Raw genomic sequence first — 23,806 nt, forward strand, 5'->3', positions numbered from 1 at the left:
GGCTACATGTCGCCGGTCGAGTTCAGGGAAGCGGGGCTGTCCCTCCCGGAATCGTCCAAATAGATGTTGCCAATCCAGACGGCGGCCCAGATCGAGCTGATCCAGCCGGACGGCAAGACCGTCCCGCACCTCATCAGCGGGCCCACATCGACGACGTCCCTGAGCCTGTCCGCGAAGGGCACCTACCGGCTGCGCGTCCGCACCAAGGGCGCCGACCCTTCATGGGGAGCGTGGTCGGAGTACGCGGTGTTCAGGGTCGCCGACCCGCCGCAGGCGTTCTTCACGACTCCCGCGGAGGACGGCGAGGCCGTCGTCGAGCTCCCGCTGCGCGTCGCTTGGACCGCCGTCGACGAGACCGGCATCACCTTCCAGCGCCTGAGGTTGCTGCACGGAGGCTCTGCGGTCATCGACACGTTGGTCGGCGCGGGCGCGCGGTCGCACAAGATCGCCCCCGGCCTGGAGAACAGGTCCGCGTACCTCCTCGTGCTCACCGTCCGCGGCGGCTCGAGCCTGTCCACGACCGTCATCCGCTCGTTCTCGACCGACTGGCTCGTGCCCGCCACGCCCATCGTCAACGTCTCCTACAGCGATGCGCTCGCGGCCGTCGTCACGGTGCGCGACGGCATCTCGGAGTTCTCCGTCAGGGACCACAAGCTGCACGGCCCCATGGCCATGACGCCCGAGGGCAACATCCGCATCAGGGGCGGCATGTCCATAAAGGGGACGCGCGCAACCGTCCACAGCCTGCCGACGTGCGCCTCGTTCGATATCGAGCGCGTGCTCGCGGACGGCTCGATGCTCCTGCTCGCGAGCGGCCTCAAGTCCGGGCAGAGCGTCATCGACCGCCTGCCGCCGCTCAACGTCGGGTTCTCCTACGTCGCGCGCGGCTACGCGGCCTCCGGAACCACCTCGACGATCGAGGTGGGGACCGTGTGCCCCTGCGACGGGTTCGCCCTCAACTTCGGGCCGGACGCCTCCGAGGTCGTCGTCGGCGACAGGAACATGGGAGGCCCGCCGCGGTACTCGGCGAGCCCCGAGCGCGAGCGCGACCAGTTCCACTTCGTCGGCGGCGGCCTGCCCATGGGGTTCGAGAGCGGCAACCTCTCGATGAAGGAGTCGATGGAGTTCACGATCGAGGAGGACGACTACCTGCGCGTCCGCGGCCTGTTCGGCCGCTACGGAAGCGCTTGGGTGCGACCCCATCTGGGCGACCGCGGCTTCGCCGCCGTCACGGGGACGCTCACCAGGTGCGCACCCGAGGACTACAGGGTGTCCGTATCGACGAAGAGGGAGCGATGGAGGGAGCCCAACGGTGTCGGATGATATCTGGCTCGCGTCGTTCAGGGCCTCCTACCGGTACGCCCGCGTGTCGCGGTCGACCGGCCTGGAGACCGGCGCCATCGAGTGCTTCACCGGCGGGAGCATCAGCCGAAACCAGGACACGGACACCTACGAGTCCGCATCGCTGGACTACGTCGGCAGGCTCGACATGGGCAACGACTTCGTGCGCATCTACCTCGACGCGGAGGACCCGATCTCGGGCGCGTCGCGCACCGTGTGCCTGGGGACCTTCGAGTGCTCCACGCCGTCCCGCACGGTCAGCGGCGAGGTGGCGACCGGCATCGCGACGCTCTACGGCAGACTCCACGACCTCGCGAAGGACGACTTCGACGAGCCGTACACCGTGCCGGCGGGCGCCAATGCGGTCTCCGCGGCCAAGGCGATCGCGGAGGGGTGCGGGCTCGAGGTCGTCGCGGAGCCCAGCGACTACACGCTGTCGACGTCATGGGTCTTCGGCATAGCCGCCACGGCGGACACGCCGGACAACAAGCTGGGCGCGGTCAACAGGCTGCTCTCGGCCGCCGGCTTCAGGAGCGCCTCGACCGACGCCTACGGGCGCGTGCTGTTCAGGCGCTACCTGGAGCCGGCGGCTAGGCCGATCGACCACGCCTTCTCCGAGGGCGAGGACTGCCGGGTGCTTCCCGACCTCACCGACGAGCAGGACGACTTCGACGCCGTGAACGTGGTGCACGTCGACTTCACGACCCAGGGCGAGAGCGTCAGGGGCACTGCCTCCGACGACAGCCCGCAGAGCGAGTGGTCTACCGTCTCCACGGGCCGCCGCATCGTGAAGCGGTACCAGTACAGCGACCTGCCGGCAGGCGAGAGCGTCATCGCCGGCGGCTCCTACCCGCTCGCCGGCGCCGGCACCCACGACAGCGCGACCTTCAGGTCCAGCGGCGGCGCGGGGACCATCGAGACCGTCGGCGTTTCCGGGTGCCCCGTCGGCGGCGTCAACCAGGCGATCCGCATCACGAAGGGGTCCGGCTCCGGCGAGATCGGCATCGCCCAGGACAAGATATCCCTCAAGAAGGGCCAGCCGTACACCGCGTCCGTCTACCTCTACGCGTCGCAGCGCACGCAGGTGAGGATCCAGCCCATCTGGCGCGAGGACGACGGGGGAGAGAGCAGGACGCTCGATGTGGAGCGTGGCTGGACGAGACTCTCGCTCACGGCGACCCCGGGCAAGTCCGAGGAATACAGCGCGGGATACGTCTATCTGTCGGACGCCGCGCCGGCCGGGTCGTATATCGACGTGGCGCAGGTCAAGGTCGAGGAGGGCGCCTCGGCGACGCAGTTCGCCGTCGAGGCGGCGAACGACAAGGCGGCGAGCCTGCTCGCCACCGAGTGCTCGGTCATCCGGCGCCCGACGATCACGGCGATCTTCAACCCGTCGGCGGACGTCTACTCGGCATGCGCCATCAGGCTGCCGTCCGTCGGGATCGAGCTCGCCCGCGCCTGTATCCGGAAGATGGACCTCGAGCTCTCGATGGGATGCCCCATGAGGATCGAGCTCCGCATGTACCTGAGGGGTGATGCCTCGTGAGCGCAATGCCGTCTCTGGCAGCCGACCTCGCGGATATCGTCGCCGCGCCGACGGCGCCCGGCGTCTCGATCGCCTACGGCACCGTCGTCGCGGCGGACTCCAGGACCGTCGATGTGCGCATCGGGGGCTCGGTCGTGGCCGGCATCTGCATGACGACGTGCTGCCGGGGCGCAGCGCCCGGACAGCGCGCCATCCTCATCGGGTCGCCGCCGCTCTGGACGGCGATCGGGATCATCGCGTAGGCACGCCGATATATGGCACAGCCCCAATTCGAGAAAGGAGCTCCCGCCAATGTCTGACAGCAGCACGGGGGACACGACATACGAGATCAAGGTGGCCGACGGCGGCTATATCGACGGCCTCACCGTCACCGGGGACGACGGAACGTCCACTGACTACGCCTTCCGCTATGAGAACGAGGCCGAGCTCGAGGCGAGCCGAATTGCCGCCGGTGCGGCCGCCGAGTCCGCGAACGCCGCCAAGGCCGCCATCGAGGCCAACGAGAAGGCGCGCAAGGATGCAGAGGAGACGCGTGCCGCGAAAGAGACGCAGAGGCAGTCGAGTTTCTCGGCATCAAAGAAGGCGTGCGACGAGCAGACGGCGCTCGCGAAATCGGCGACCGACCAGGCGCGCCAGTCCAAGGCCGCCGCCGACGAGGCCGCCGCGCGCGCCAACGCCGCCGCTGTGGCAGCGAAGCCGTACTACATCCAGCAGGCGGAGCCCGAGCGCACGAAGCGCGTCGACGGGATGCTCTGGGTGAAGGTCAACGAGTCGAAGAAGTCGGTCGACGCGTTTGCGCGTTGGGACGCCGGCAAGACGGGTAAGGCGATCTTCCCCGGCGAGCAGACCGTCCCGGGAAACAAGACCGTGGTCGACATCCCCGGCGCATGGACGCTTTTTGACGACCACAGAATCGCTTAGAGAGGAATAGAACATGGCAGGTATCTTCAGCTACGCCAAGACGCTCTGGCAGGACGGCGTCACGGCGATCACCGCCGCGCGACTCAACCACATCGAGCAGGGCATCTCCGACGCCGCGGACAGCATCAAGACCCTCGGGGATTCCGTATCCCATATTGACGACGGTGTCAGCCTTCACAAGGCATACCTTAGAAGTGCGTCGGTCTTGCATTTAACTGGGGATGGATATCAACCGTATCTCATGATGAGCATCCACGGCGTAAGTACCATCACCGCGCGTGGCTCTTCAGACCCCACCGTTAACACGCTTTCCGGCGTAGACGTGACCGCCAAGCGTGGGAGTACGGAAAACAGTATTGACGTGACTTTCAAAAATGCAGGTGCCACAGTGCTGATTATCTCGCCCATGGATTTTACCGCAACGGTCTCATAGGTGATTCCGTATCCCTACGCGATGGGTTACGGTTCATTAGGGCAAATCTTCTTGATGCCAGCGAGGTGGATACCGACGTTCTGTTGACTCGAATTAGCGACGATATTCCAATCAACAATGTCGTTTTCGTCTCAGTCACCGGTGGGGCGTATGGTTCGTCGTCTTTGGCGATTGTCTACCTGACGAGCGATAAATACGGAGCGGCTCTGACTTTTGGTTATGACAGCGAAGTCCAGAGACATGTGCTATACAACGGTGTTTGGAAGCTGGGATAGTTTTCCGTATCCCACATATGCTCGTGGGGTGCATCCGTCTCATTTGACCTTAAAAGAGACTCGATCTTCGCGCTTGTATTATCGGCCAACAGCAACGAGCAATTGGTCCCGTTTTTCGTGTGGCGCTCTGGCGACTCTGTATCGCATACGAATCTTCCCGGCGGGTATTCTGTGAAAAGGGAGGGGGACACCATTACAGTGTCGCGCCCACAGGGGGCATCTTTCGTTGTCTACCGCTACGACTTTGGCTAGATTCTGCGCTCCCGCGATATAGCAAGAAAAGTGCACCTATAGCATTCCGTATCCCCATTTTCTGGAAACGTCATTACCGCAGTCATTTCAAGCGTCGGCAACGATAATGTGATGCAGATTAGGTTCACCGCAAGCGATGGAAAATCCTATGGCTTTTCTCTGCTCAGAAACGGAATCCGACTATATTGCTTTACCGACTCTGTTGAGGTCTGGCGAATAACCAAATAGCATTCCGTATCCCAACTGGTGTTAACGTACACGTTTGCCGATGACGCAAACAATCTTAAAAATGGCGTTTATCACATCGGCAATTCCAAGAATATGCCTTTCTCATACGGAACCCTTATCCAGTTCGGCTCCGACTCTTTCGAGAACGGATACATCACGCAGCTGGCGATGGACATCAACACCAAGAAGCTCTATACGCGAGGCTACCTTTCAGGCGCGTGGAGCGATTGGGCGCAGCTCTAAGGCTCGATGTAGTACGCGGTGACCGTTACTTCGGCATTGCAAGCTTTGTTGTGCGCAGGCGTGTCATCGGCAATGGAAAGCCCTATACCGACTGGCGCGTAGTAGTAGGGCGAACATACGAGGTACTTGCCGTCAATTTTTGTATCGGTCTCCGCATAGAGGAACACCGTCCCGTGCGGCAGTTCGAGGTAGAAGTTGCCGTTTTCAGTTGTCGTATAGGTGCGCGTCTTGCTTTTCACCAGCTGGGATACGGAATGCTATTACGCCGACCATACGCCTTTGGACGTGCTCTCTTGAATGTTTACGTATGAAGCCGATGGCTTGTTGTCGTTCGAGGTGTCCATGAGTCGGAATGAGACGCGATCCTTCCCATTACTTGATACAACGGAGATGTATGGGCCGTTAGCATCCCATCCGGAGAAAAACTCACCTGCTCCGTCAACTGTAATGCGGGATACGGAAAACTATTCGTCCTTTTTAAATACGGCGACATGTTTACTCTCGGTCTCGTTAAAGACGAGAATCCTGTCATTTAAGAAGTTCACCGTAATCCTGGTTGCTCCGCATCGAAAACCGAGGGTTGGCAAATTTTGGCTATTAAGTTCCACATTCGCCGTAATGCCGTCGGAAGTCTGGCATACGGAAAACTAGCAGACGTATTTCTGCACTACGAATGTCACTTCGCTGCGGTAAGACACGGTGACCTTTCTGCCGTCATTGGAGATGGCCACACCGTCCGGTAGAGCCGTACTGCTTGGTTTTGTCGAACTGAACCAAACCATGAATGGGCCTTTCAGCGGAACATCAGTTGCGCCGATCGCGACGATTGCAAACGTCTTTGCCGTCTCAAGATTGAACGACACCGATGTGCCCCACCATTGCAGGGATACGGAATCACCCAGTTGTTACCATTTGCCAAATAAACTTGCTTTGGTTGGAGTCCCATAGGCCGATGCTATCTTGTTTGGCCGTGAGCACGTAAGTGTTTCCATTCGGCGCTGTGACATTGATTTGGACATACTGGCCGCCCTCTAGATCAGTTGAAACCGTCGCGGCGGTGTTTCCGACGGCGGTTACGCAATGGGATACGGAAAACTAACTTAACGTTCCGTACTTCCAGTCAGTCCATTGAGCGCTGCCGTATTTGCGTCTGATCGCTATCTTGTCGGAGCCGAATCCAAACGCGAGCTGCGCCGTGTAGGCGGTGGCACCGAAATTGTGCTGGATGACAATGCAGCCGTTTCCTCCAAGTTGAGACGGGAACCCTTTCGGGTCGGCTGACGCATTAAGAATGAGCGCCGCGGGTGGGTTGTCCAAATCGTTAACGTCCAATGCGTAAACGGGGGATACGGAATGCTATTGAGCCGCCCAGATACTATCTGCCTTGTCGCTATTAAGGTCAATATGAGTTGTCGAAGGCCTATTGCCATTGCTGGCGTCACTGAGACGAAGTGAAACTTGTTGCGAGCTGTCTTGGTTTCTTACGGCGACGTACGGACCGTTAGCGTCCCAACCGATGAAGAACGATCCCGCGCCATCGACCACGGTAAATCGGGATACGGAATCACCGTTCCATGGCTATTGCGTACATATCGCTCGCTCTAGCCACTACTGTTCGGAATGACTGCAGGTAGTGGCTCATCGCCGTGTTGACGGTAGTGTGGCCTAGGGCGACGGCGATATCTTCGATTGCCGCGCCGCTTTCCAGCGATATCGTTGCCCAGCTGTGCCTCAGGCACGTCATGGGGACGTGGGGGAGTTCGTGCCGCTTGCAAAATGCGGCGAACCTCCTGGCCACGGCGTTCGGATCCAGCTGGCAAAGCCTGCCGGACCTGCGCGCGCCCCTGATGGCGCGGAGCCTCTCGAGGGCAAAGCGCGGCAGCTTGAGTCGCCTGTCTGAGAGTTTGGTTTTGCACCCGGTCTCGATGACCTCGCCCTTTACGACATGTAGCCCGCGCCGGATGTGCACCCAGCCGCTCCTCCAATCGATATCCTCGATGCGGACGGCACACGCCTCGCAGCGCCGCAGGCCGAGCGTTGCGCCCAGGAGCACCGCCGGCTCGAAGGACTGCCCGACTATCGCCCTCAGGGTCGTCCGTTCCTGATCGGCACTGAGCGTCGGACGGCGCACCGCCGGCTTCGTCGGCAACTCGACCCCCTGGGTCACATCCCAAATGCGGAGCTGGTGGCGCCTCAGTATCCAGCGGTAGATCTGGCGGAACGTCTTGTACGCCTTTTCCGCCGCGCCTGCACGGTCGAACTCATCGATCCATTTCTGGACCTGCTCGAAAGTAATCGAATCTATCTCGCGCTCGCCCCATTGGGAGATGAGGTGGCAACGTATCGCGCTCTCATAGCCCTCGAGGGTGGTGGCGCGCAGGCGCTTTCGCTTGTCGGCCATGTACTCGGCGGCGGCATCTTTGAACAGCATTTCGATCTTCCAATCTCCTGAAAATCCCAGACGCATTGCATGGTACGCCGTGCCGAGGCGTCTGGGATTTTCAGGGGATTCGACAAGGCTCGAACCCTGAAATCAGCGGCAAATAGCGGAAGAAAGGAGGTCAAGCGTGGCATCACTGGCGCAGATCGTCGTGACGACGGCCGTGTCCTGTCTGGTATCGGCAATGGTCGCGGCGGGCGTCGCGACCGTCAGGGCCCAGGGGCGCAAGGCTTCGGAGCGGGCGGAGCGCGACCGTGAGGCCAGCGAGGCACTCAAGGCGGGGATGCGGGCGCTGCTCTGGGCTGAGTTGCAGCGCATCCATGAGAGAGCCATGGCGCAGGGCGGCCTGACCGTCGAGGAGCGCCGGCATCTCGAGAGTGTCTACGCCGCCTACCACGGGCTGGGCGGCAACGGCACGGGAACGCGTCTCTACGAGGACGCGATGAAGCAGCCCGTATTGGATTAGAGGAGGAATCAATGACCAAAGACGAGATCGTCCGCAAGCTGACCAGTAGAAAGTTCTGGCTGTGCACTGCGGCCTTCCTCGGGTCCGTCGCGGCGAGCGTTGCCGGACTTGCGACCGACAACCAGGCGGTCGTGGCCGTCGGCACCGTTTGCGGGGTCGCGAGCGCTGCCATCTATGCCGCTGCAGAGCAGGCCGTGGACTCCGCGCGCCTTAAGACGGGTGGCGACCATGACGGAGACTAACGCCGAGGCTAAGCGCAAGCTGCCGGTGCGCAGCGTTTTCGCCATCGTCCTCGCGCTCGTCGCGGCCCTCGCCGCCCCGTGCGGAGCCGAGGCGTATCAGAGTGTCGACAAGTACGTTAGCAACGGCCACGGGTATCTCAATGCAAGCTACCTGGTCATCCATGAGACGGCCAACCCCGGCGCTTCTGCCTACAACCACACTTTGTTGTGGTCGCGCGATGATACCTATGCCGTCCACCACGTGATGGAGCTTGACGGGTCAACCGTGTATAACACGGTGCCCGAGGGCCGCTTGTGCTGGCACGTCGGAAACGGCAACGGCTACACGATCGGCATCGAGCTGGCGCACGCCACCAATGCTTCCGACTTCTCCAAGCAGTGGGGCGAGGCGGTCAAGTGGGCTGGCGACGAGCTGCGTGCCCACGGTTGGGACACGTCTCGACTCTTGAGCCACTACGAGGCGGCCCAGCGTTGGGGAGGGTCTGACCACACCGACCCGAACGGATACTTCCGGTCCTACGGTAAGTCGTGGTGGGAGTTCAAACAGGCTGTCGCATCTTATTTGGGCAGCGGGTATGTCGCGCCCATCGCACCGACCAACGGCAACGGCGGCACGTACGCCCCGGCGACGTCCGCCAGCCGCACCAAGTTCCCAAAGTCTACCGGCGCGTCCGTCAACATCCACTACGCCTTGCACAATCGCGGAGGCGGCTGGAATGAAGTCGTCACCAACTTCGACGACAGCACCAGCGAGGGCTTCGCCGGCGTACCCTATGGATCGCATGACATGCTCATCGCCTGGGTGGATTCTGGCACCCTCATGTACAGTGTCCACACCAAGGAGAGCGGCTGGCTCGACTACGTCCAGACCGCCAATTACGGCGACTCCGTCAATGGCATGGCGGGCCTTTGGGGCCAGACGATCGACGGTGTGAAGATGTACTACATCACTCCGTCTGGCGAGTACAAGCAGGTCTACTACCGCAGCCAGGATGTCGCTCATCCCGACTACCACGATGAGGTCTGCGATGACGGCACGACCTACGGCGGCGATGACTATGCGGGTATCTACGGTTGCGCGCTCGACCGTCTGCAGTGTTACGTCTCGGACGGCACGCGCCGATGATCGCGTTGACGTTCGTGCTCGGAGCTTTGTTCGGCGGCGCCGTCGCGACCGTCGCATTCTGCATCGTGAGCGTTAATCGCCCATAGACAACAGAGGCCCCTCCCCGGTATTTCCGGGGAGGGCCTCTTTGTGTTAATAAATGGGGATATTCCGGGTGCACGCCCGCGCGGCTTTCATATCCCCAAATAATCCTAAGTGCGCGTGCTAACCCGTTTTTACGCGCTTCTGCCGTTGTTGTCGTACTTAAACCAGCAGGTAAACGGCGTGTTCGTTTTTGTCGTTCCTACAAGTCAGTACTGCCACATGTGATTAACGGGGCCGGAACCTTTGCCCATGTCAAAGCCGGCGGCGAGAGCGCCGGTTAGGTAGGCCTTGCCGGCGTTGACGGCGTCGGCAAGATCCATGCCTTGGGCCAGCGCGCAGGCGATGGCGGACGAGAGCGTGCAGCCGGTGCCATGCGTGTTGCTGGTCTCGATGCGCTTGTGGCGGAACCACGTGGTGAGCGGATCGCCCAGGTGGTTGCCCTCGCCATCGAGCGGTGCGGGCTCTGCTAGCACATCGTTGGCCTCGTTGACAAAATGACCGCCCTTAACGAGGGACGCGCAGCCAAAGCGGCGGGTGAGGAGCATGGCAGCGTTTTGCTGCGTGCGCTCGGAATCGACCTCGTAGTCGAGCAGCGCCATGGCCTCGGGAATGTTGGGCGTGATGACGGTCGCCAGTGGGAACAGGCGACGTGTGAGCGCCTCGGCGGCATCCTCGGCAATGAGGCGAGCGCCCGAAGTGGCGACCATAACGGGGTCGACGACGATATTTTGTGCGTTCCAAGTACTCAGGCGGTCGGCGATAACCTCGATAATCTCAGCAGAGGAAACCATGCCGATCTTGACGGCACTGGGGCGGATATCGTCAAAAACGGCATCGATTTGCGCCGCGACAATATCCGGGGAGATGTTCTGCACGGCGGTGACACCGAGCGTGTTTTGTGCGGTGATGGCTGTGATGGCCGTCTCGGCATACAGACGGTGCGCCGTGATGGTCTTGATGTCGGCCTGAATGCCGGCACCACCGCTGGAATCTGATCCTGCGATGGATAGAACGGCGGGTACCTTACTGCGATCCATGTTCGCTCCCTTGTTCGGTCGGATTCAAATGGGTCTCCTGCCTGCATTATAAAGTTGCCCGGGCCGGCTGTATGCCGATCCCGGGCGGGCGGTGCAATCTTTACGTAAATGTAAGAAAATGTTCACATGTCAACAATTGACGAACACCTTGTGGCCGTTTGTGGCTCCGGTGACGAGTTAGTCCTCCATGCCAAGATCGATCGTCGTGCCTTCGACCACCTTGTTAACGGTGCGGACGGCGCACATCTTGCCGCACATGGTGCAGGTGCCCTCGGTGGCGGCGGGGGATTCCTCGTAGCGCTTCTTGCCGGTGACCGGGTCGAGCGCGCACTTCCACATGGCGTCCCAGTCGAGCTTGCGGCGTGCCTGGCCCATCTTGTCGTCCATGTCGCGGGCGTGGGGCACCTTCTTGGCGATGTCGGCGGCGTGTGCGGCGATCTTGGTGGCCATGAGGCCGTCGAGCACGTCCTGGGCGTTGGGCAGGCACAGGTGCTCGGCCGGCGTCACGTAGCACAGGAAGTCTGCGCCGGAGCTGGCGGAGATAGCGCCACCGATGGCGGCAGTGATGTGGTCGTAACCCACGCCGATATCGGTCACCAGCGGCCCGAGCACATAGAACGGGGCATTGTGGCACAGGCGCTTCTGCAGTTTCATGTTGGCGGCGATCTCGTCGAGCGCCATGTGGCCCGGCCCCTCGACCATAACCTGGACGCCGGCGGCCCAGGCGCGCTTGCACAACTTGCCGAGCTCAATCATCTCGGCGGTCTCGGTGGCGTCGTTGGAGTCGTAGAGACAGCCCGGGCGGCAGGAGTCGCCGAGCGAGATCGTTACGTCGTACTCGTGACAAATATCGAGCACCTCGTCGTAGAACTCGTAGAACGGGTTTTCGTTGCCGGTGACTTCCATCCAGCCAAACAGCAGCGAGCCGCCGCGGCTGACGATGTTCATCAGGCGTCCGGTCTCCTTAAAGGTCTTGATGACCGACTTGTTGATGCCACAGTGGATGGTCATAAAGTCCACGCCGTCTTCGGCGTGTGCACGCACGACCTCGAGCAGATCGTCCTTGGTCAGCTTGACCAGCGGCTTTTCCATGTAGCCGATGGCATCGTACATGGGGACGGTGCCTACCATGAGCGGCGTCTCGTCGATGAGCTGCTGGCGGAACTGGCGCGTCTTGCCCGAGTTGGAGAGGTCCATGATGGCGTCGGCGCCAAAGTCCTCGGCGATCTTGACCTTCTTCCATTCCTCAGCGGCGTCGGCCTTGTCGCCCGAGATGCCCAAGTTCACGTTGACCTTGGTGGACAGGCCCTCGCCGACGCCAAAGGCGCGCATGCCCTTTTTGATGTGCACGATGTTGGCGGGGATGGCGATGCGGCCGTCGGCCACGCGTTCGCGGATGTACTCGGGGTCGCGATGCTCGCGCTCGGCGACCTCCTTCATCTGCGGTGTGATCTGCCCGGCGCGGGCGAAGTCGATTTGCGTGACGAGCTCGGGCTCGGTCTGTGTGCTCATTGGCACGGCTCCCTTCGTTGGCATTACCCATATCAGGTTTGCGGGTCAGGGCGGGCGCGCCCAGTCTCAGCCTGCCGTCTTGTCCTGCAAGCTCCCCGTTTATGTGGTGGGCTCAAGTATAGCCTGAATGGGTACGATTGGCCTAACGAGCGTGCCTGTGAGGAGGCGAACATGGAAGACAAGCATCTATATCGAGAGACGCAATGGGATGTATCGGCCGAGGAAAGCCGTGCGCACCATGGCCTTGTCGCGATTGGTTTTGCGGTGCTTGCCGTGCTTGTGATTGCCGTTTGTATCTGGACGTTTGGTGGTCGCGGCGGCACTGCCTGGGAGTTTGAGGCCGATGATAGCCTACCGATTATGACGGTGAGGAGTACTGGCGGTAATGCCAATACGCTCGCCATTCCGGGCGATTATTGGTACCCGCGCGATGAGTTTGTGCAGTTGCAGCTGAGTGGTGGGTCCATTCCAGGCGAAGAAATCGAACGCGTGACGTTTGACGCGGCGCTCAAAACGCTGACGGTGAAGCTCAAAGATCAAGGAGATGTGCCCACGACCATGGATATCGCCCTGACGGAATGGCGTCTGGAGCCTCCGACGGGTGTTGCGGTGTCCGAGGTTGAGCACGTCAAGATTGTCTATCAGGACGGTTCGACAAACGGGATTGCAAAGGCCGATGGCTTGGCGGAGTAATGGGGTGTTTGGAAACGGCGGGCCTATTGTGCCTGCGCGTTCATGAAAACCAGGGTGTTTTTGTCTGAAAGCTCGGGGATGTGCCGATAGCCGATGTTGAATGTGGTAAGTTCGCTTGCATCCTCGAGCTTGTTTTCTGCCATCCACCGCACCATGGAGCCGCGCGCCTTTTTGCTGGCGGTCGACCGTTGGATGGGCTTCCCGTTGCGGATACCCTCGCCAAAGAGGCATGTGACGGCCGTGGCGTCGTCCGCGAGGTGGGGCAGAACGGCTTTGGCATACTCTACGCTGGCGAGGTTGACGATCGTGGTGTTTGAGCCTGCCGGGGCGGTAGCCCGTGCGAGCTTGTCGCCCCAAAACGCGTAGAGGTCTCGGGCATCGTCGACGGCGAGCTTCGCGCCCATCTCCAGCCGATACGGTTCGACGGCATGAAAGGGACGAACGCACCCGTAGAGGCCGGAGAGGATCCACAGGTGGCTTTGCAGCCAGGCGAGCTGTTCGGCATCCATTACCTCGGGTGCCATGCTCTGGTACTGAATGCCGTGATAGGACATGACGGCGGGGGAGATTCGACGCGCGATATCGGGATCGGCGAGGTCGGCATCGCTCAGGACGGGCATAAATTCGTGAAGCGTATCCAGGCACGCTGTAAGCAGCCTGTCGCTCACGTTCCAAAGGGCCTGCAGGCCGCCGCTGCCTTCATTCCGCTCGATATCTAGCAGTGCGCGGTGGAGGCGAGCTGTCTCGCGCGCAAAGGGCGGAATCCCCTGAACTTCAAAAGCATCTTGTGCCGCGCGCATTTGCTTGGCAGGCGAAACGATGACCTGGAACATGAACTCTCCTCTGCCAAAAAGAAGTTGCGGTGGAATGCGGTCTGCGCGGGCCGGTTGAAGGCCAGGTTAGTCCGTATTCCACCGCAAGTTATAAAGGGCTGGTTTGGTGCGCCTTACGAGGGTTGGTTAGGCGCGCTCGAGGAAGGCTTTGTAACCGCGGTAGGCCTCGTAGATATCGGCCTTGTTGGCGACCTCCCACAGGGCGTGCATGGACAGGACGGCAACGCCGGAGTCGATGACGTTCATGCCGTACTTGGCCATGATGTAGGCGATGGTGCCGCCGCCGCCCGCGTTGACGCGGCCGAGCTCGCAGGTCTGGAAGTCCACGCCGGCCTCGTCCATGATGTCGCGGACGAGGGCCACGTACTCGGCGTCGGCGTCGTTGGAGCCACCCTTGCCGCGGCTGCCCGTGTACTTGTTGAAGCACAGGCCGCGACCCATGAAGGCGGCGTTCTTGGTCTCGAACTTGCCGGCGTAGCCCGGGTCGAAGCCGGCGGACACGTCGGAGGAGAGCATACGGCTGCGGGCGAGCGCGCGGCGCAGGGCCAGCGGGCTATCCTCGCCGGCGAGCGTCATGATCTCGGCGACGGTGTTCTCGAAGAAGCGGCTCGTCATGCCGGTGGCACCCACGGAGCCAATCTCCTCCTTGTCGACGATGAGCGTGATGCTCGTGCGCTCGACATTGGCCACATTGATCTGGGCGAGCATGGAGGGGTAGGCGCAGACGCGGTCGTCGTGGCCATAGCCCAAAATCATGGAGCGGTCGAGGCCCATGTCGCGGGCGGGGCCGGCGGGCACGACCTCGATCTCGGCGGAGAGGAAGTCCTCCTCCTCGACGCCGTACTGCTCCTTGAGGATGTCCAGGAACATCTGCTTGACGGGCTCCTTGGAAGCGTCCTTGTCGTCCTCATCGAACTTGACGGGGCGACCGCCCACGATTACGTCGAGGATCTCGGCATCGACGGCGTCCTTGGCGGGCTTGGACATCTGCTCGCTCGAGAGGTGGATCAGCAGGTCGGAGATGGTAAAGACCGGGTCGTCTGCCTTGTCGCCGATATTGATGTCGACGGTGGTGCCGTCCTTTTTGCAGATGACGCCCACGAGTGCGAGCGGGGAGGCCACCCAGTGGTAGCTCTTGACGCCGCCGTAGTAGTGCGTGTCGAGGTAGGCCATGTCGCCGGCCTCGAAGGCGGGATTCTGCTTGAGGTCCAGGCGCGGCGAGTCCACGTGGGCGCCCAAGATGTTAAAGCCCTGCTCGAGCGGGGCGGTGCCCAAGTTGACGAGCATAAGATCCTTGCCGTGGTTGGCGGCGTACACCTTGTCGCCTGCCTTGAGCTCGCGGCCTTCGGCGATCACGGTCTCCAGGTCGACGTAGCCCGCCTCCTCGGCCATCTTGATACCGGTCTTGACGCACAGGCGCTCGGTCTTGTTCTCGCTCAAAAACTGCTTATAGCCGCGGCAAAGCTCCTCGAGCTCCTCGACTTGCTGTGGCGTGTACTTTTTCCATGCGCAGGGACGCTTCATGACGCAGGCTCCTTTCGGATCGATCGTGCTGGTTGATGTACCGTGAGCCATCGTATCACGCGCGGGCTCACGTTGGCGGGGGAGCTTGATGTGCGGTGGCCGCGGGGCGGGGAGCGTGTAAACTGGAGTGAGCAAACCGTGCCCAGCCTAAAGCGAGGTATTCAATATGTCTGACAAGCGCCGCACCTTTGCCGTTATCGACGGCAACTCGCTCATGCATCGCGCCTTCCACGCCGTGCCGCCGACCATGAACGCGCCGGACGGTCGCCCCACCAACGCGATCTTTGGCTTTCTGAACATGTTTCTTAAGATGATCGACGCCTTTAACCCCGACGGTGTGGTCGTGGCGTTTGACAAGGGCAAACCGCGCGTGCGCATGGAGATGCTGCCGCAGTATAAGGCGCAGCGCCCGCCCATGGACCCCGATCTGCATGCGCAGTTCCCTATGATTAAGGAGCTGCTCGCCGCGCTCAACGTGCCGATTCTGCAGTCCGTGGGCTGGGAAGGCGATGACATCCTGGGAACCATGGCGCGCCTGGGTGAAGAGGCCGGCTGCGACATGCTATTGGTGACCGGCGACCGCGACATGTATCAACTCGTGACCGAGCACGTCAACGTGGTCTCGACCCGCAAGGGCCTGTCCGACGTGGCGATCATGACGCCCGAGAGCGTGGACGACCTGTATCACGGCATTACGCCGGCGCTCGTGCCCGATTTTTACGGTCTAAAGGGCGATACGTCGGACAACATTCCCGGCGTACCGGGCATCGGCCCCAAAAAGGCGAGCGCGCTCATCGCACAGTACGGCAGCTTGGACGAGGTCATCGCGCATGCCGACGAGGTCAAGGGCAAGATGGGCGAGAACCTGCGTGCGCACATCGACGATGCGCTGCTGAGCCGCAAGGTCGCAACCATTCGCACCGATGCGCCCGTCGAGCTCGACTTTGACGAAACGTCCTTCCCGGCGTTTTCCGCCGACGAAGTCTCCGCGGCGCTGGGCACACTCGGCATTACGGCCATGCAGAACCGTTTCTTGGCGCTGATTGGCGGCGAGGGCGGGGCTGCTGCTGCCTCCAGTGTGTTTGAGATACCTGCGATGGTTCGCGCAGCCGCCGGCGATGCTGACGCGCTTGGTGCCGTTGCGGCTGAGGTCTCCCGCGCGATTGATGCCGGCGAGTGGGTCGCCGCCGTGGTGGACGACGACAAGGAAGAGGGCGCGCTCTTTGGACTGACGCGCACGCTGTGGTTGGCGACGTCCAAGGGCCTGTTCGCGCTCGAGGAGGGCGACGGCGCCTCCACTGCCGTAGTCGATGGCTTCAACTTCGCTCACGGTGTGATCGCCGGCGTGCTTGCGCGCCTGTTTATGGAGGGCCGCGTGGCGAGCCCGGATACGAAGGCGCTGCTGCACGAGCTTTCGCCCATCGATTCTTCTGAGCCCGAGCTCATGGATCCGCTCGCTGCCGATTCCACGCGTATCTTCGATACCGTGGTCGCTGCCTATCTGCTGGATTCCGATCGCTCCGAGTTCGATGAGGCATATCTTGCCGATACGTATCTGCAGATGGCGCTGCCTGCGGCGCGCGGCGCAGGGGGTGCTGGTGAGGACGCTCCGGCGCCTGCCGCCCGTACTGCGGCTCTGACGCTGGCGCTCGTGGCGCCGTTGCGCGAGTGCATGGCCCGTGAGAATGCCGCCAACGTGTTCGATGGCATCGAGATGCCGCTCGTTCCGGTACTTGCCAAGATGGAGCGCGCGGGCATGCTCGTGGACCCCGATCGCCTGCGCAGTCTGTCCGAGGGTCTGGCGACCCAGATCACCGAGGTCGAGCGCAGTATTCGCGACCTGGCGGGTGACGAGACCTTTAATATTGGCAGTCCCATGCAGCTGTCGCACGTGCTCTTTGATGTGATGGGGCTTCCGACCAAGGGCCTCAAGAAGACTAAGCGCGGCTACTATTCGACCAACGCCAAGGTGTTGAGCGACCTTGCCCGCGACCACGAAATCGTGCGTCTGATCTTGGATTGGCGTGAAAAGTCCAAAATCAAGTCCACCTATCTGGACACGCTGGGCCCGCTGCGCCGTGGTGACGGTCGCGTACATACTACGTACAACCAGACCATCACGGCAACGGGGCGTCTGTCCTCGAGCGACCCGAACCTGCAGAACATCCCGACGCGCTCTGAGCTGGGCCGTACCGTCAAGACGGCGTTTTCGGCAGGCGAGGGAAGCGTCTTTTTGGCGGTGGACTACTCGCAGATTGAGCTGCGCCTGCTCGCGCATCTTTCGGGCGACGAGCACTTGGTGCGCGCCTTCAACGAGGGCGAGGACTTTCATGCCGAGACGGCGGCGCGCGTGTTTGGAGTGCCGGTGTCCGAGGTAACGCCCGACCTGCGCAGTCGCGCCAAGGCCGTGAACTTTGGCATCGTGTATGGTCAGCAGGCCTACGGCCTGTCGCAGTCGCTGCATATCTCGATGACCGAGGCGCGCGACATGATCGACCGCTACTACGAGGCCTACCCGGGTGTGCGTACGTTCCTCGACAACGTGGTGGCACGCGCCAAGCAGACGGGCTACGCCGAGACCATGTACGGCCGCCGCCGTCATATTCCGGAGCTCAAGGCCAAAAACCCACAACTCCGCGGCTTTGGTGAGCGCACGGCCATGAACCACCCCATGCAGGGCACCGCGGCCGACATCATCAAGATCGCCATGGCCCGCGTAAGCCGCCGCCTGGAAGAGGAAGGCTTTGCCGCCCACATGATCCTGCAGGTACACGACGAACTGGACTTTGAGTGCCCCATCGACGAAGTCGAGCGCCTAACCACCATGGTCCGCGACGTCATGGAACACGTAGTAGACCTCCACGTCCCCCTAATCGCCGAAGCTTCGACTGGAGTGACCTGGGCAGACGCCAAGTAAGGGCATGACCACAATTCCAAAGTAATACAAAACCAGAAGGACGCCCCTCATCAACAAGGAGCGTCCTTCGTTCAATAAACATCAGCCAAAGTATCTAGGCGCCAAGACGCCATCCAGACGGCAAGCAAGTCACCGCAGGACCTGGCCGGGCGAGGCGGGTAAGTTTTTCGTAGATTCCGCACGAGCCGGAAAGCACTTAATGTGCTTTCCGAGCGAGCCCAGGACCTGACCGAGCGAAAAACTTACCCGCCTCGCCCGGCCAGGTCCGACGAGCAACGTTAACGAGCCGCCAAGATGGCGTCGATGAGCGTCAGTACGCCCCCGTCGTTGTTGCTCGGAATGCGCCACTTGGCGTGCGCGTTCATGTGCTCCTCGGCATTGTCCACGATAAAGCTGTGACCGACGCGCTCCAGCATGGGGATGTCGTTGTACGTATCGCCCACGGCGGCGGCGTCGGCGATATCGATGCCCAGGTGCTCGCACAGGTGCGCGACGCCGGCGCCCTTGTCGACGCCCAGGTTCATAAAGTCGATCCACTCGCGCCCGGCGTTGGTGACGTAGAGCTTGTCCGAGAACTCGGGGCTATAGGTCTCGCGGAAAGCGGGCTCGGCGTCGTAGCCGGGGAAGAAGACCGAAATCTTGTTGGACTCGAAATCAATGTCCTCAAAGCTGTCGACGTAGTTGATTGTGTTGTAGTAGACGCTGATCTCGTCGTGGTATTGATGGTCGCGGGCAAGCACGTAGAACTCGTCGAAGCAGCACAGGACGGGGACAGCGCGAGGATCCTCCGAGGCACGGTTCAAGACCTGCTGATACAGCTCCACGTCAATATTGCTCTTATAGATATAGCTGCCGCGATAGATCACGCAAGCTCCGTTGTCGGGACAAAAGGCGAGGCGGTTCTTGATACCCTCGAACATCTCCTCGAGCTTGGGGGCGGGACGTCCGCTGGCGGGGCAGAATACGATGCCGGCGTCGGCGAGCTTGTCCAGGCGCTCATCAAGACCCTGGGGCAGCACACGCTCGTCGGTCAGCAGCGTCTTGTCCATATCGACGGCGAGAATCTTAATGTTGCCGATGTTGGCGTCCGATTCGTAAGTTTGCATAAAAATGCGCCTTTCGTTTCGAGATTGTTTCAGACGTTATAACCATCAACTAGTAGTCGAGCGTATTTTCGCAGGAATGGTGCGTATTTGCACTGCAATTCACAAACTAATGAAAAAACTTTTCAGAAATTTGAATTTGTCGCTTGCGCAGCGTGCACTTTATCGTAATATAGCGAACATCGAAAACGGAGACGGCAAAAGAGCCGCTTACCGAGGAAAAGGTACCGTTTGCGATATTTGAATTGCGCCCGGCGATACGTGAAAGGAGAGGCAGATGCAGTTCGTACAGATCATCACCACTGCAGACAATGCTCTCCGACGCCAGCGCGCAATTTCCCGACGACGATAACAATCGTCTCTGTCCACATGGGGCGAATTGCCTCAACAGAGTCATTTTGAGGTCGTTGGGTTTAAGCACGACATAGTCGCATGTTTCTAGGGCATGCCTGTGATGCATTCTGCTGAATAACCTGATATTGCACGGTTTTTGACCTCAAGGTGACTTGCAACTGACCGATGTTCTAACTAGCTACCAAGGGCGAAAGGAAACAGCCATGAGCAAGGAAAAAGTCGTTCTCGCATATTCCGGTGGTCTTGATACATCCGTATGTGTCAAGTGGCTCCAGGACGAGAAGAATCTCGACGTCGTTTGCGTCTGCGGCAACGTGGGCCAGGAGGAGACCGGCCTGGATGCCAAAAAGCAGAAGGCGCTCGACCTGGGCGTTCTCGATTGCCAGGTGCTCGACCTGCGCGACGAGTTCTCCGATGAGTTCCTGACCAAAGCCATTGCAGCAAACTCCATGTACGAGAACAAGTATCCGCTGCTCTCCGCCCTGTCTCGCCCGCTGCTTGCCAAGAAGCTTGTTGAGGTCGCCCACGAGTTTGGCGCGACCTACGTCGCCCACGGCTGCACCGGCAAGGGTAACGACCAGGTTCGTTTTGAGGCCGCCGTCAAGGCCCTCGACCCCGAGCTTAAGGTTATCGCCCCGGTTCGCGAGTGGGATCTGAAGTGCCGTCCGGACGAGGTCGCCTACGCACACGCCCACAACGTGCCGGTTCCCGAGGGTGCCAACGACAACCCCTATTCCATCGACGACAACCTGTGGGGTCGTGCCATTGAGTGCGGCCACCTGGAGGATCCCTGGAACGAGCCGCTCGACGACGCCTGGGTTATGACCAAGAACCCCGAGGACACGCCCGACACCCCGACCTATACCGAGATCGAGTTTGAGGCCGGCAAGCCCGTCGCCGTCGACGGCAAGAAGATGAAGCTCTCCGAGATCGTCATCGCCCTCAACAAGATCTCCGGCGACAATGGCTTTGGCCGTCTCGATCTGGTCGAGGATCGCCTGGTGGGCCTCAAGAGCCGCGAGTGCTATGAGGTTCCCGGCGCCCTGACGCTCATCACCGCCCACAAGGCGCTCGAGGACATCTGCGTCGAGGGCGACCTGCTCAAGACCAAGATCAAGCTCGAGCAGGATTGGGCCACCGCCGTGTACAACGGCCAGTGGTACAGCCCGCTCAAAAACGCGCTCGATGCCTTTATGGCCGATACCCAGAAGTTCGTGACCGGCACTGTCCGTCTGAAGTTCTTTAAGGGCAACTGCCATGTCGTCGGCCGCAAGAGCCCCTTCAGCCTCTACGACTACGGTCTGGCTACCTACGACCGCGACACCACGTTTGACGAGAAGGCCAGTGCCGGCTTTATCGAGATCGATACGCTGTCGCTCAAGACGTGGGCAAAGGTCCAGGGCCCCAGCTCTGCTGCCGCCCAGGCCTAGCGCCTCCTTCCCTTGGTATCCGCGCGGCCCATCCGCGTGATACATAACGGGCGCACGGGGTCCCTACCTTTCGTTATGCTTGCTGACACTTCTTAACATCGGTGGCCCCTACGTTCCGCCCGCATATATGATGCCGCGTCTGCGGCTGAGTCCGAGCCCCGCCGGGGTTGTCCGGCGGGGCTCCTTCTATCAATTTGGCGGCTCTGCGCCTATATATATGAGGAGTATCCATTATGTTCAATGCTATCGCGCATGCTTTACTTGCCCTCGCGCCCGAGTTCGATGCTGCAAGGGTCGAGGACGTCCCTATGAGCCTGAAGGCCTGGATCGATGGTTCGCAGGGCAACATCCGGAGGGAGACGTTGGGCGCCAAGTGCATGGCGCGTCACTTCTTTGCAAATTAGCTACATGGCTCCGCACACGGTGGGGAATGTGTAAAACTAGCGGTTGAAAAATCGCTTTAGCGTTATGGCGCATTGCTTTGGGCGCTTGTTTTGGTATTTGGAGAAAGGGGACGGTTCCATGGCTCTTTGGGGCGGTCGTTTTGAGGCAGGCGTGGCCGAGGTCACGCAGGAGTTTGGCGCGTCGCTGCCGGTCGACAAACATCTCTATAAGCAGGATATCGCCGGCTCTAAGGCGCATGCCAAGATGCTGGCGGCCCAGGGCATCATCAGTGCCGAGGACGAGCAAGCGATAGCCGAGGGCCTGACCGGAATCGAACAGGATATCGATGCCGGCAACTTCACCTTCGACATCAACGACGAGGACATTCATATGTCCATCGAGAGCGAGCTGACGCGTCGCATCGGCGAGGCTGGCAAGCGCTTGCATACCGGACGTTCGCGCAACGACCAGGTGGCGACCGATACGCGCCTGGGCGTCAAGGCGCTGGCCAAGGAGCTCATGGAGGCCAATCTTGAGCTGCGCCATGTGCTGGTGGATGCGGCCAAGAAGTACGACAAGGTGATTCTGCCGGGCTACACGCACATGCAGCATGCTCAGCCCGTGCTTCTGTCGCATCATCTGCTGGCGTATTCCTGGATGTTCGCGCGCGACTTTACACGCCTGAAGGCCGCCTTTGATGCCGCCGACAGCTGCCCGCTGGGTGCTGCCGCGCTTGCCGGTACGAGCTATCCGCTCGATCGTCAGATGACGGCTGCCGAACTTGGCTTTGCGGGTGTGATTCCCAACTCGCTCGATGCGGTTTCCGACCGTGATTTCCTGCTCGATCTGCATTACGCCGGTTCCGTCATGGCCATGCACCTGTCGCGTCTTTCCGAGGAGATTGTGCTGTGGTCGAGCTCCGAATTTGGCTTTATCACGCTTTCCGACTCGTACTCCACCGGCTCGTCCATCATGCCGCAGAAGAAGAACCCCGACTTTGCCGAGCTTATTCGCGGCAAGAGCGGCCGTGTGTATGGCAACCTGGTGCAGCTGCTCGTGACCATGAAGGGCCTGCCGCTTGCTTATAACAAGGACTTGCAGGAGGACAAGGAGGGCGCGCTCGATACCGCTCATACGCTCATGCAGTGCCTGTCGGTTATGGCCGGTATGATTTCGACTTGGACCGTCAACGAGGATGCCATGGCGCGCGAGTGCGGCGTGGGTCACCTTGCCGCAACCGATGTTGCCGATTACCTGGCTAAGCGTGGTCTGCCGTTCCGCGAGGCACATGCCGTGGTGGGGCATCTGGTACTGATGTGTGAGAAGCGCGGCTGCAATCTTGAGGACCTGCCGTTTGAGGTGTTCCAGGAGGCAAGCCCGCTCTTCGAGCACGACATTACCGAGGCGCTCGACATCCCGTCGATTGTCGCCGCGCGCACGACCGAGGGCGGCACCGCCCCTGCCGCCGTTGCCGTGCAGCTGCAGCGTGCCGAGGCGCAGCTCGTGGCCGACGAGGGCGTGTTTGGATCGCTGACTAAGGTCGTCGAGATGGGCCACGGGGTAAAGTAGGGATTTGGCTGAAGCCGTTTTGGCCATGTATTGATAAATCGTTTTCACTTTACGGGCGCCTGCTGATGTGGGCGCCCGTATTTTGTTGCTATGGGGGAGGGGCTTGTCGAGAACTTCTGTAGGACCTTTGGGCAGGTTGTGAAGGGGTTACGTTCGCGGGCGGCAACCGACCGCCTGCTCTGTTTGATGCGGTTGATGGGCGGTCGGATGGTACTCTAATCGGGCTTCGAAACAGAAGTGACACATATGGAGCGCTTTAATAAATTGCAGCGTTTCAATAAACAGCTTTTTGTTTAACTGCAGCTAAAACTCTGTTACGATGCACTCCAGGCGGGTGCCGGAATGGGACTTGGGCACGCGCGAACCTACTTGAAAGGCTACCTTATGGCTATCGAGAAGACCTTCATCATGATTAAGCCCGACGCCGTGCGCGACCGCAAGATCGGCGAGATCGTTGCTCGCATTGAGCGCAGCGGTCTTGTCATCGAGCGCATGGAGATGACCACGCTCGAGCGCGCTACCGTCGAGGAACACTACGCCCATCTGGCCGACAAGCCCTTCTTTGGCGGTCTCTGCGACTTTATGACGAGCGGTCCGGTCGTCAAGATGGTCGTTTTCGGTCTTTCCGCTGTCTCCAAGATGCGCACCCTTATGGGCGCTACCAACCCGCTTGATGCTGCCCCCGGCACCATCCGCGGCGACTTCGCTGTCGATGTCAACGCTAACGTGATTCACGGCTCCGACTGCTTGGAGAACGCCGAGATTGAGATCAAGCGCTTCTTTGGCTAAACCAGCTTTGACTCCTTAAAGCTGTTAGCGTGTGGCTTTGGCGCCGCGGAACTCCATCCGCGGC

At 60.8% G+C, this 23,806-nt stretch carries 23 protein-coding genes; 15 read left to right on the plus strand and 8 right to left on the minus strand.

The window, feature by feature from the left end:
* Window positions 1–63: 63 nt before the first annotated feature.
* The 6 genes from PMX21_RS08260 to PMX21_RS08285 all read left to right on the plus strand — a co-directional run bounded on the left by PMX21_RS08260 (window position 64) and on the right by PMX21_RS08285 (window position 5,239).
* On the plus strand, window positions 64–1,323 hold the full coding sequence (locus PMX21_RS08260; protein WP_271759099.1) for a hypothetical protein: 1,260 nt from the start codon (window positions 64–66) through the stop codon (window positions 1,321–1,323).
* Complete coding sequence (locus PMX21_RS08265) at window positions 1,313–2,887, plus strand: phage head spike fiber domain-containing protein (RefSeq protein WP_271759100.1); 1,575 nt, start codon at window positions 1,313–1,315, stop codon at window positions 2,885–2,887. Before PMX21_RS08260 ends, PMX21_RS08265 begins: the two co-directional genes overlap by 11 nt.
* Window positions 2,884–3,129, plus strand: coding sequence for a hypothetical protein (locus tag PMX21_RS08270; RefSeq protein WP_271759101.1), 246 nt, complete (start codon window positions 2,884–2,886; stop codon window positions 3,127–3,129). Before PMX21_RS08265 ends, PMX21_RS08270 begins: the two co-directional genes overlap by 4 nt.
* Window positions 3,130–3,178: 49 nt before the next feature.
* Window positions 3,179–3,808 carry a hypothetical protein gene (locus PMX21_RS08275; protein WP_271759102.1) on the plus strand — a complete coding sequence of 210 codons (630 nt, stop codon included), beginning with the start codon at window positions 3,179–3,181 and terminating at the stop codon, window positions 3,806–3,808.
* Window positions 3,809–3,821: 13 nt separating this feature from the next.
* The gene (locus PMX21_RS08280) at window positions 3,822–4,241 is read left to right on the plus strand and encodes a hypothetical protein (protein WP_271759103.1); all 420 of its coding nucleotides are present in this window, start codon (window positions 3,822–3,824) and stop codon (window positions 4,239–4,241) included.
* An 848-nt stretch (window positions 4,242–5,089) separates the two neighbouring features.
* Window positions 5,090–5,239 carry a pyocin knob domain-containing protein gene (locus tag PMX21_RS08285; protein ID WP_271759104.1) on the plus strand — a complete coding sequence of 50 codons (150 nt, stop codon included), beginning with the start codon at window positions 5,090–5,092 and terminating at the stop codon, window positions 5,237–5,239.
* Here the strand turns inward: PMX21_RS08285 and PMX21_RS08290 are convergent.
* From PMX21_RS08290 to PMX21_RS08300, 3 genes are all read right to left on the minus strand, one after another.
* Complete coding sequence (locus tag PMX21_RS08290; protein ID WP_271759105.1) at window positions 5,236–5,478, minus strand: hypothetical protein; 243 nt, start codon at window positions 5,476–5,478, stop codon at window positions 5,236–5,238. The two genes, PMX21_RS08285 and PMX21_RS08290, sit on opposite strands and share 4 nt — an antisense overlap.
* 408 nt (window positions 5,479–5,886) lie before the next feature.
* Window positions 5,887–6,102, minus strand: a complete 216-nt coding sequence (locus tag PMX21_RS08295) for a hypothetical protein (protein WP_271759106.1) — start codon at window positions 6,100–6,102, stop codon at window positions 5,887–5,889.
* A 701-nt stretch (window positions 6,103–6,803) separates the two neighbouring features.
* Window positions 6,804–7,670 carry a tyrosine-type recombinase/integrase gene (locus PMX21_RS08300; RefSeq protein WP_271759107.1) on the minus strand — a complete coding sequence of 289 codons (867 nt, stop codon included), beginning with the start codon at window positions 7,668–7,670 and terminating at the stop codon, window positions 6,804–6,806.
* 136 nt (window positions 7,671–7,806) lie between these two features.
* On the opposite strand from PMX21_RS08300, the gene PMX21_RS08305 reads away from it, so the two are divergent.
* From PMX21_RS08305 to PMX21_RS08315, 3 genes are read left to right on the plus strand one after another with little or no spacing between them, the layout of a single operon-like run.
* Window positions 7,807–8,145 (plus strand): hypothetical protein, encoded by a 339-nt coding sequence (locus PMX21_RS08305; RefSeq protein ID WP_271759108.1) that lies wholly within the window; start codon window positions 7,807–7,809, stop codon window positions 8,143–8,145.
* Window positions 8,146–8,156: 11 nt separating this feature from the next.
* Window positions 8,157–8,387: a hypothetical protein gene (locus PMX21_RS08310; RefSeq protein WP_271759109.1), complete on the plus strand. Its 231-nt coding sequence runs from the start codon at window positions 8,157–8,159 to the stop codon at window positions 8,385–8,387.
* A complete protein-coding gene (locus tag PMX21_RS08315; protein WP_271759110.1) occupies window positions 8,374–9,513 on the plus strand; it encodes a peptidoglycan recognition protein family protein in 1,140 nt (379 codons plus the stop codon). Before PMX21_RS08310 ends, PMX21_RS08315 begins: the two co-directional genes overlap by 14 nt.
* Before the next feature lie 290 nt (window positions 9,514–9,803).
* On the opposite strand, the gene thiD is transcribed toward PMX21_RS08315, so the two are convergent.
* Both thiD and thiC read right to left on the minus strand, forming a co-directional pair.
* Entirely contained in the window at window positions 9,804–10,634 is an 831-nt protein-coding gene (thiD, locus tag PMX21_RS08320) for a bifunctional hydroxymethylpyrimidine kinase/phosphomethylpyrimidine kinase (RefSeq protein ID WP_271759111.1), read from the minus strand.
* 177 nt (window positions 10,635–10,811) lie between these two features.
* Entirely contained in the window at window positions 10,812–12,146 is a 1,335-nt protein-coding gene (thiC, locus tag PMX21_RS08325) for a phosphomethylpyrimidine synthase ThiC (RefSeq protein WP_271759112.1), read from the minus strand.
* Between the two features lie 171 nt (window positions 12,147–12,317).
* Here thiC and PMX21_RS08330 point away from each other — a divergent pair, with 171 nt between their 5' ends.
* Window positions 12,318–12,839, plus strand: coding sequence for a hypothetical protein (locus PMX21_RS08330; RefSeq protein WP_271759113.1), 522 nt, complete (start codon window positions 12,318–12,320; stop codon window positions 12,837–12,839).
* A gap of 23 nt (window positions 12,840–12,862) precedes the next feature.
* On the opposite strand, the gene PMX21_RS08335 is transcribed toward PMX21_RS08330, so the two are convergent.
* The gene (locus PMX21_RS08335; protein ID WP_271759114.1) at window positions 12,863–13,672 is read right to left on the minus strand and encodes a YaaA family protein; all 810 of its coding nucleotides are present in this window, start codon (window positions 13,670–13,672) and stop codon (window positions 12,863–12,865) included.
* A 126-nt stretch (window positions 13,673–13,798) separates the two neighbouring features.
* The gene (locus PMX21_RS08340; RefSeq protein ID WP_271759115.1) at window positions 13,799–15,196 is read right to left on the minus strand and encodes an aminopeptidase; all 1,398 of its coding nucleotides are present in this window, start codon (window positions 15,194–15,196) and stop codon (window positions 13,799–13,801) included.
* A gap of 166 nt (window positions 15,197–15,362) precedes the next feature.
* Between PMX21_RS08340 and polA the strand changes: the two genes are divergently transcribed.
* Window positions 15,363–18,113, plus strand: a complete 2,751-nt coding sequence (gene polA, locus PMX21_RS08345; protein WP_271759116.1) for a DNA polymerase I — start codon at window positions 15,363–15,365, stop codon at window positions 18,111–18,113.
* A gap of 278 nt (window positions 18,114–18,391) precedes the next feature.
* On the opposite strand, the gene PMX21_RS08350 is transcribed toward polA, so the two are convergent.
* Complete coding sequence (locus tag PMX21_RS08350; protein WP_271759117.1) at window positions 18,392–19,219, minus strand: Cof-type HAD-IIB family hydrolase; 828 nt, start codon at window positions 19,217–19,219, stop codon at window positions 18,392–18,394.
* 554 nt (window positions 19,220–19,773) lie between these two features.
* Between PMX21_RS08350 and PMX21_RS08355 the strand changes: the two genes are divergently transcribed.
* From PMX21_RS08355 to ndk, 4 genes are all read left to right on the plus strand, one after another.
* Window positions 19,774–21,000 carry an argininosuccinate synthase gene (locus tag PMX21_RS08355; RefSeq protein WP_035138001.1) on the plus strand — a complete coding sequence of 409 codons (1,227 nt, stop codon included), beginning with the start codon at window positions 19,774–19,776 and terminating at the stop codon, window positions 20,998–21,000.
* 233 nt (window positions 21,001–21,233) lie between these two features.
* Entirely contained in the window at window positions 21,234–21,404 is a 171-nt protein-coding gene (locus PMX21_RS08360) for a hypothetical protein (RefSeq protein WP_158550218.1), read from the plus strand.
* A 118-nt stretch (window positions 21,405–21,522) separates the two neighbouring features.
* Window positions 21,523–22,953 (plus strand): argininosuccinate lyase, encoded by a 1,431-nt coding sequence (gene argH, locus PMX21_RS08365; protein WP_271759118.1) that lies wholly within the window; start codon window positions 21,523–21,525, stop codon window positions 22,951–22,953.
* Window positions 22,954–23,337: 384 nt separating this feature from the next.
* Window positions 23,338–23,742 carry a nucleoside-diphosphate kinase gene (gene ndk, locus PMX21_RS08370; RefSeq protein WP_271759119.1) on the plus strand — a complete coding sequence of 135 codons (405 nt, stop codon included), beginning with the start codon at window positions 23,338–23,340 and terminating at the stop codon, window positions 23,740–23,742.
* Window positions 23,743–23,806: the final 64 nt, after the last annotated feature.

The organism is Collinsella aerofaciens, assembly GCF_028209885.1.
Classification (GTDB): domain Bacteria; phylum Actinomycetota; class Coriobacteriia; order Coriobacteriales; family Coriobacteriaceae; genus Collinsella; species Collinsella aerofaciens_BA.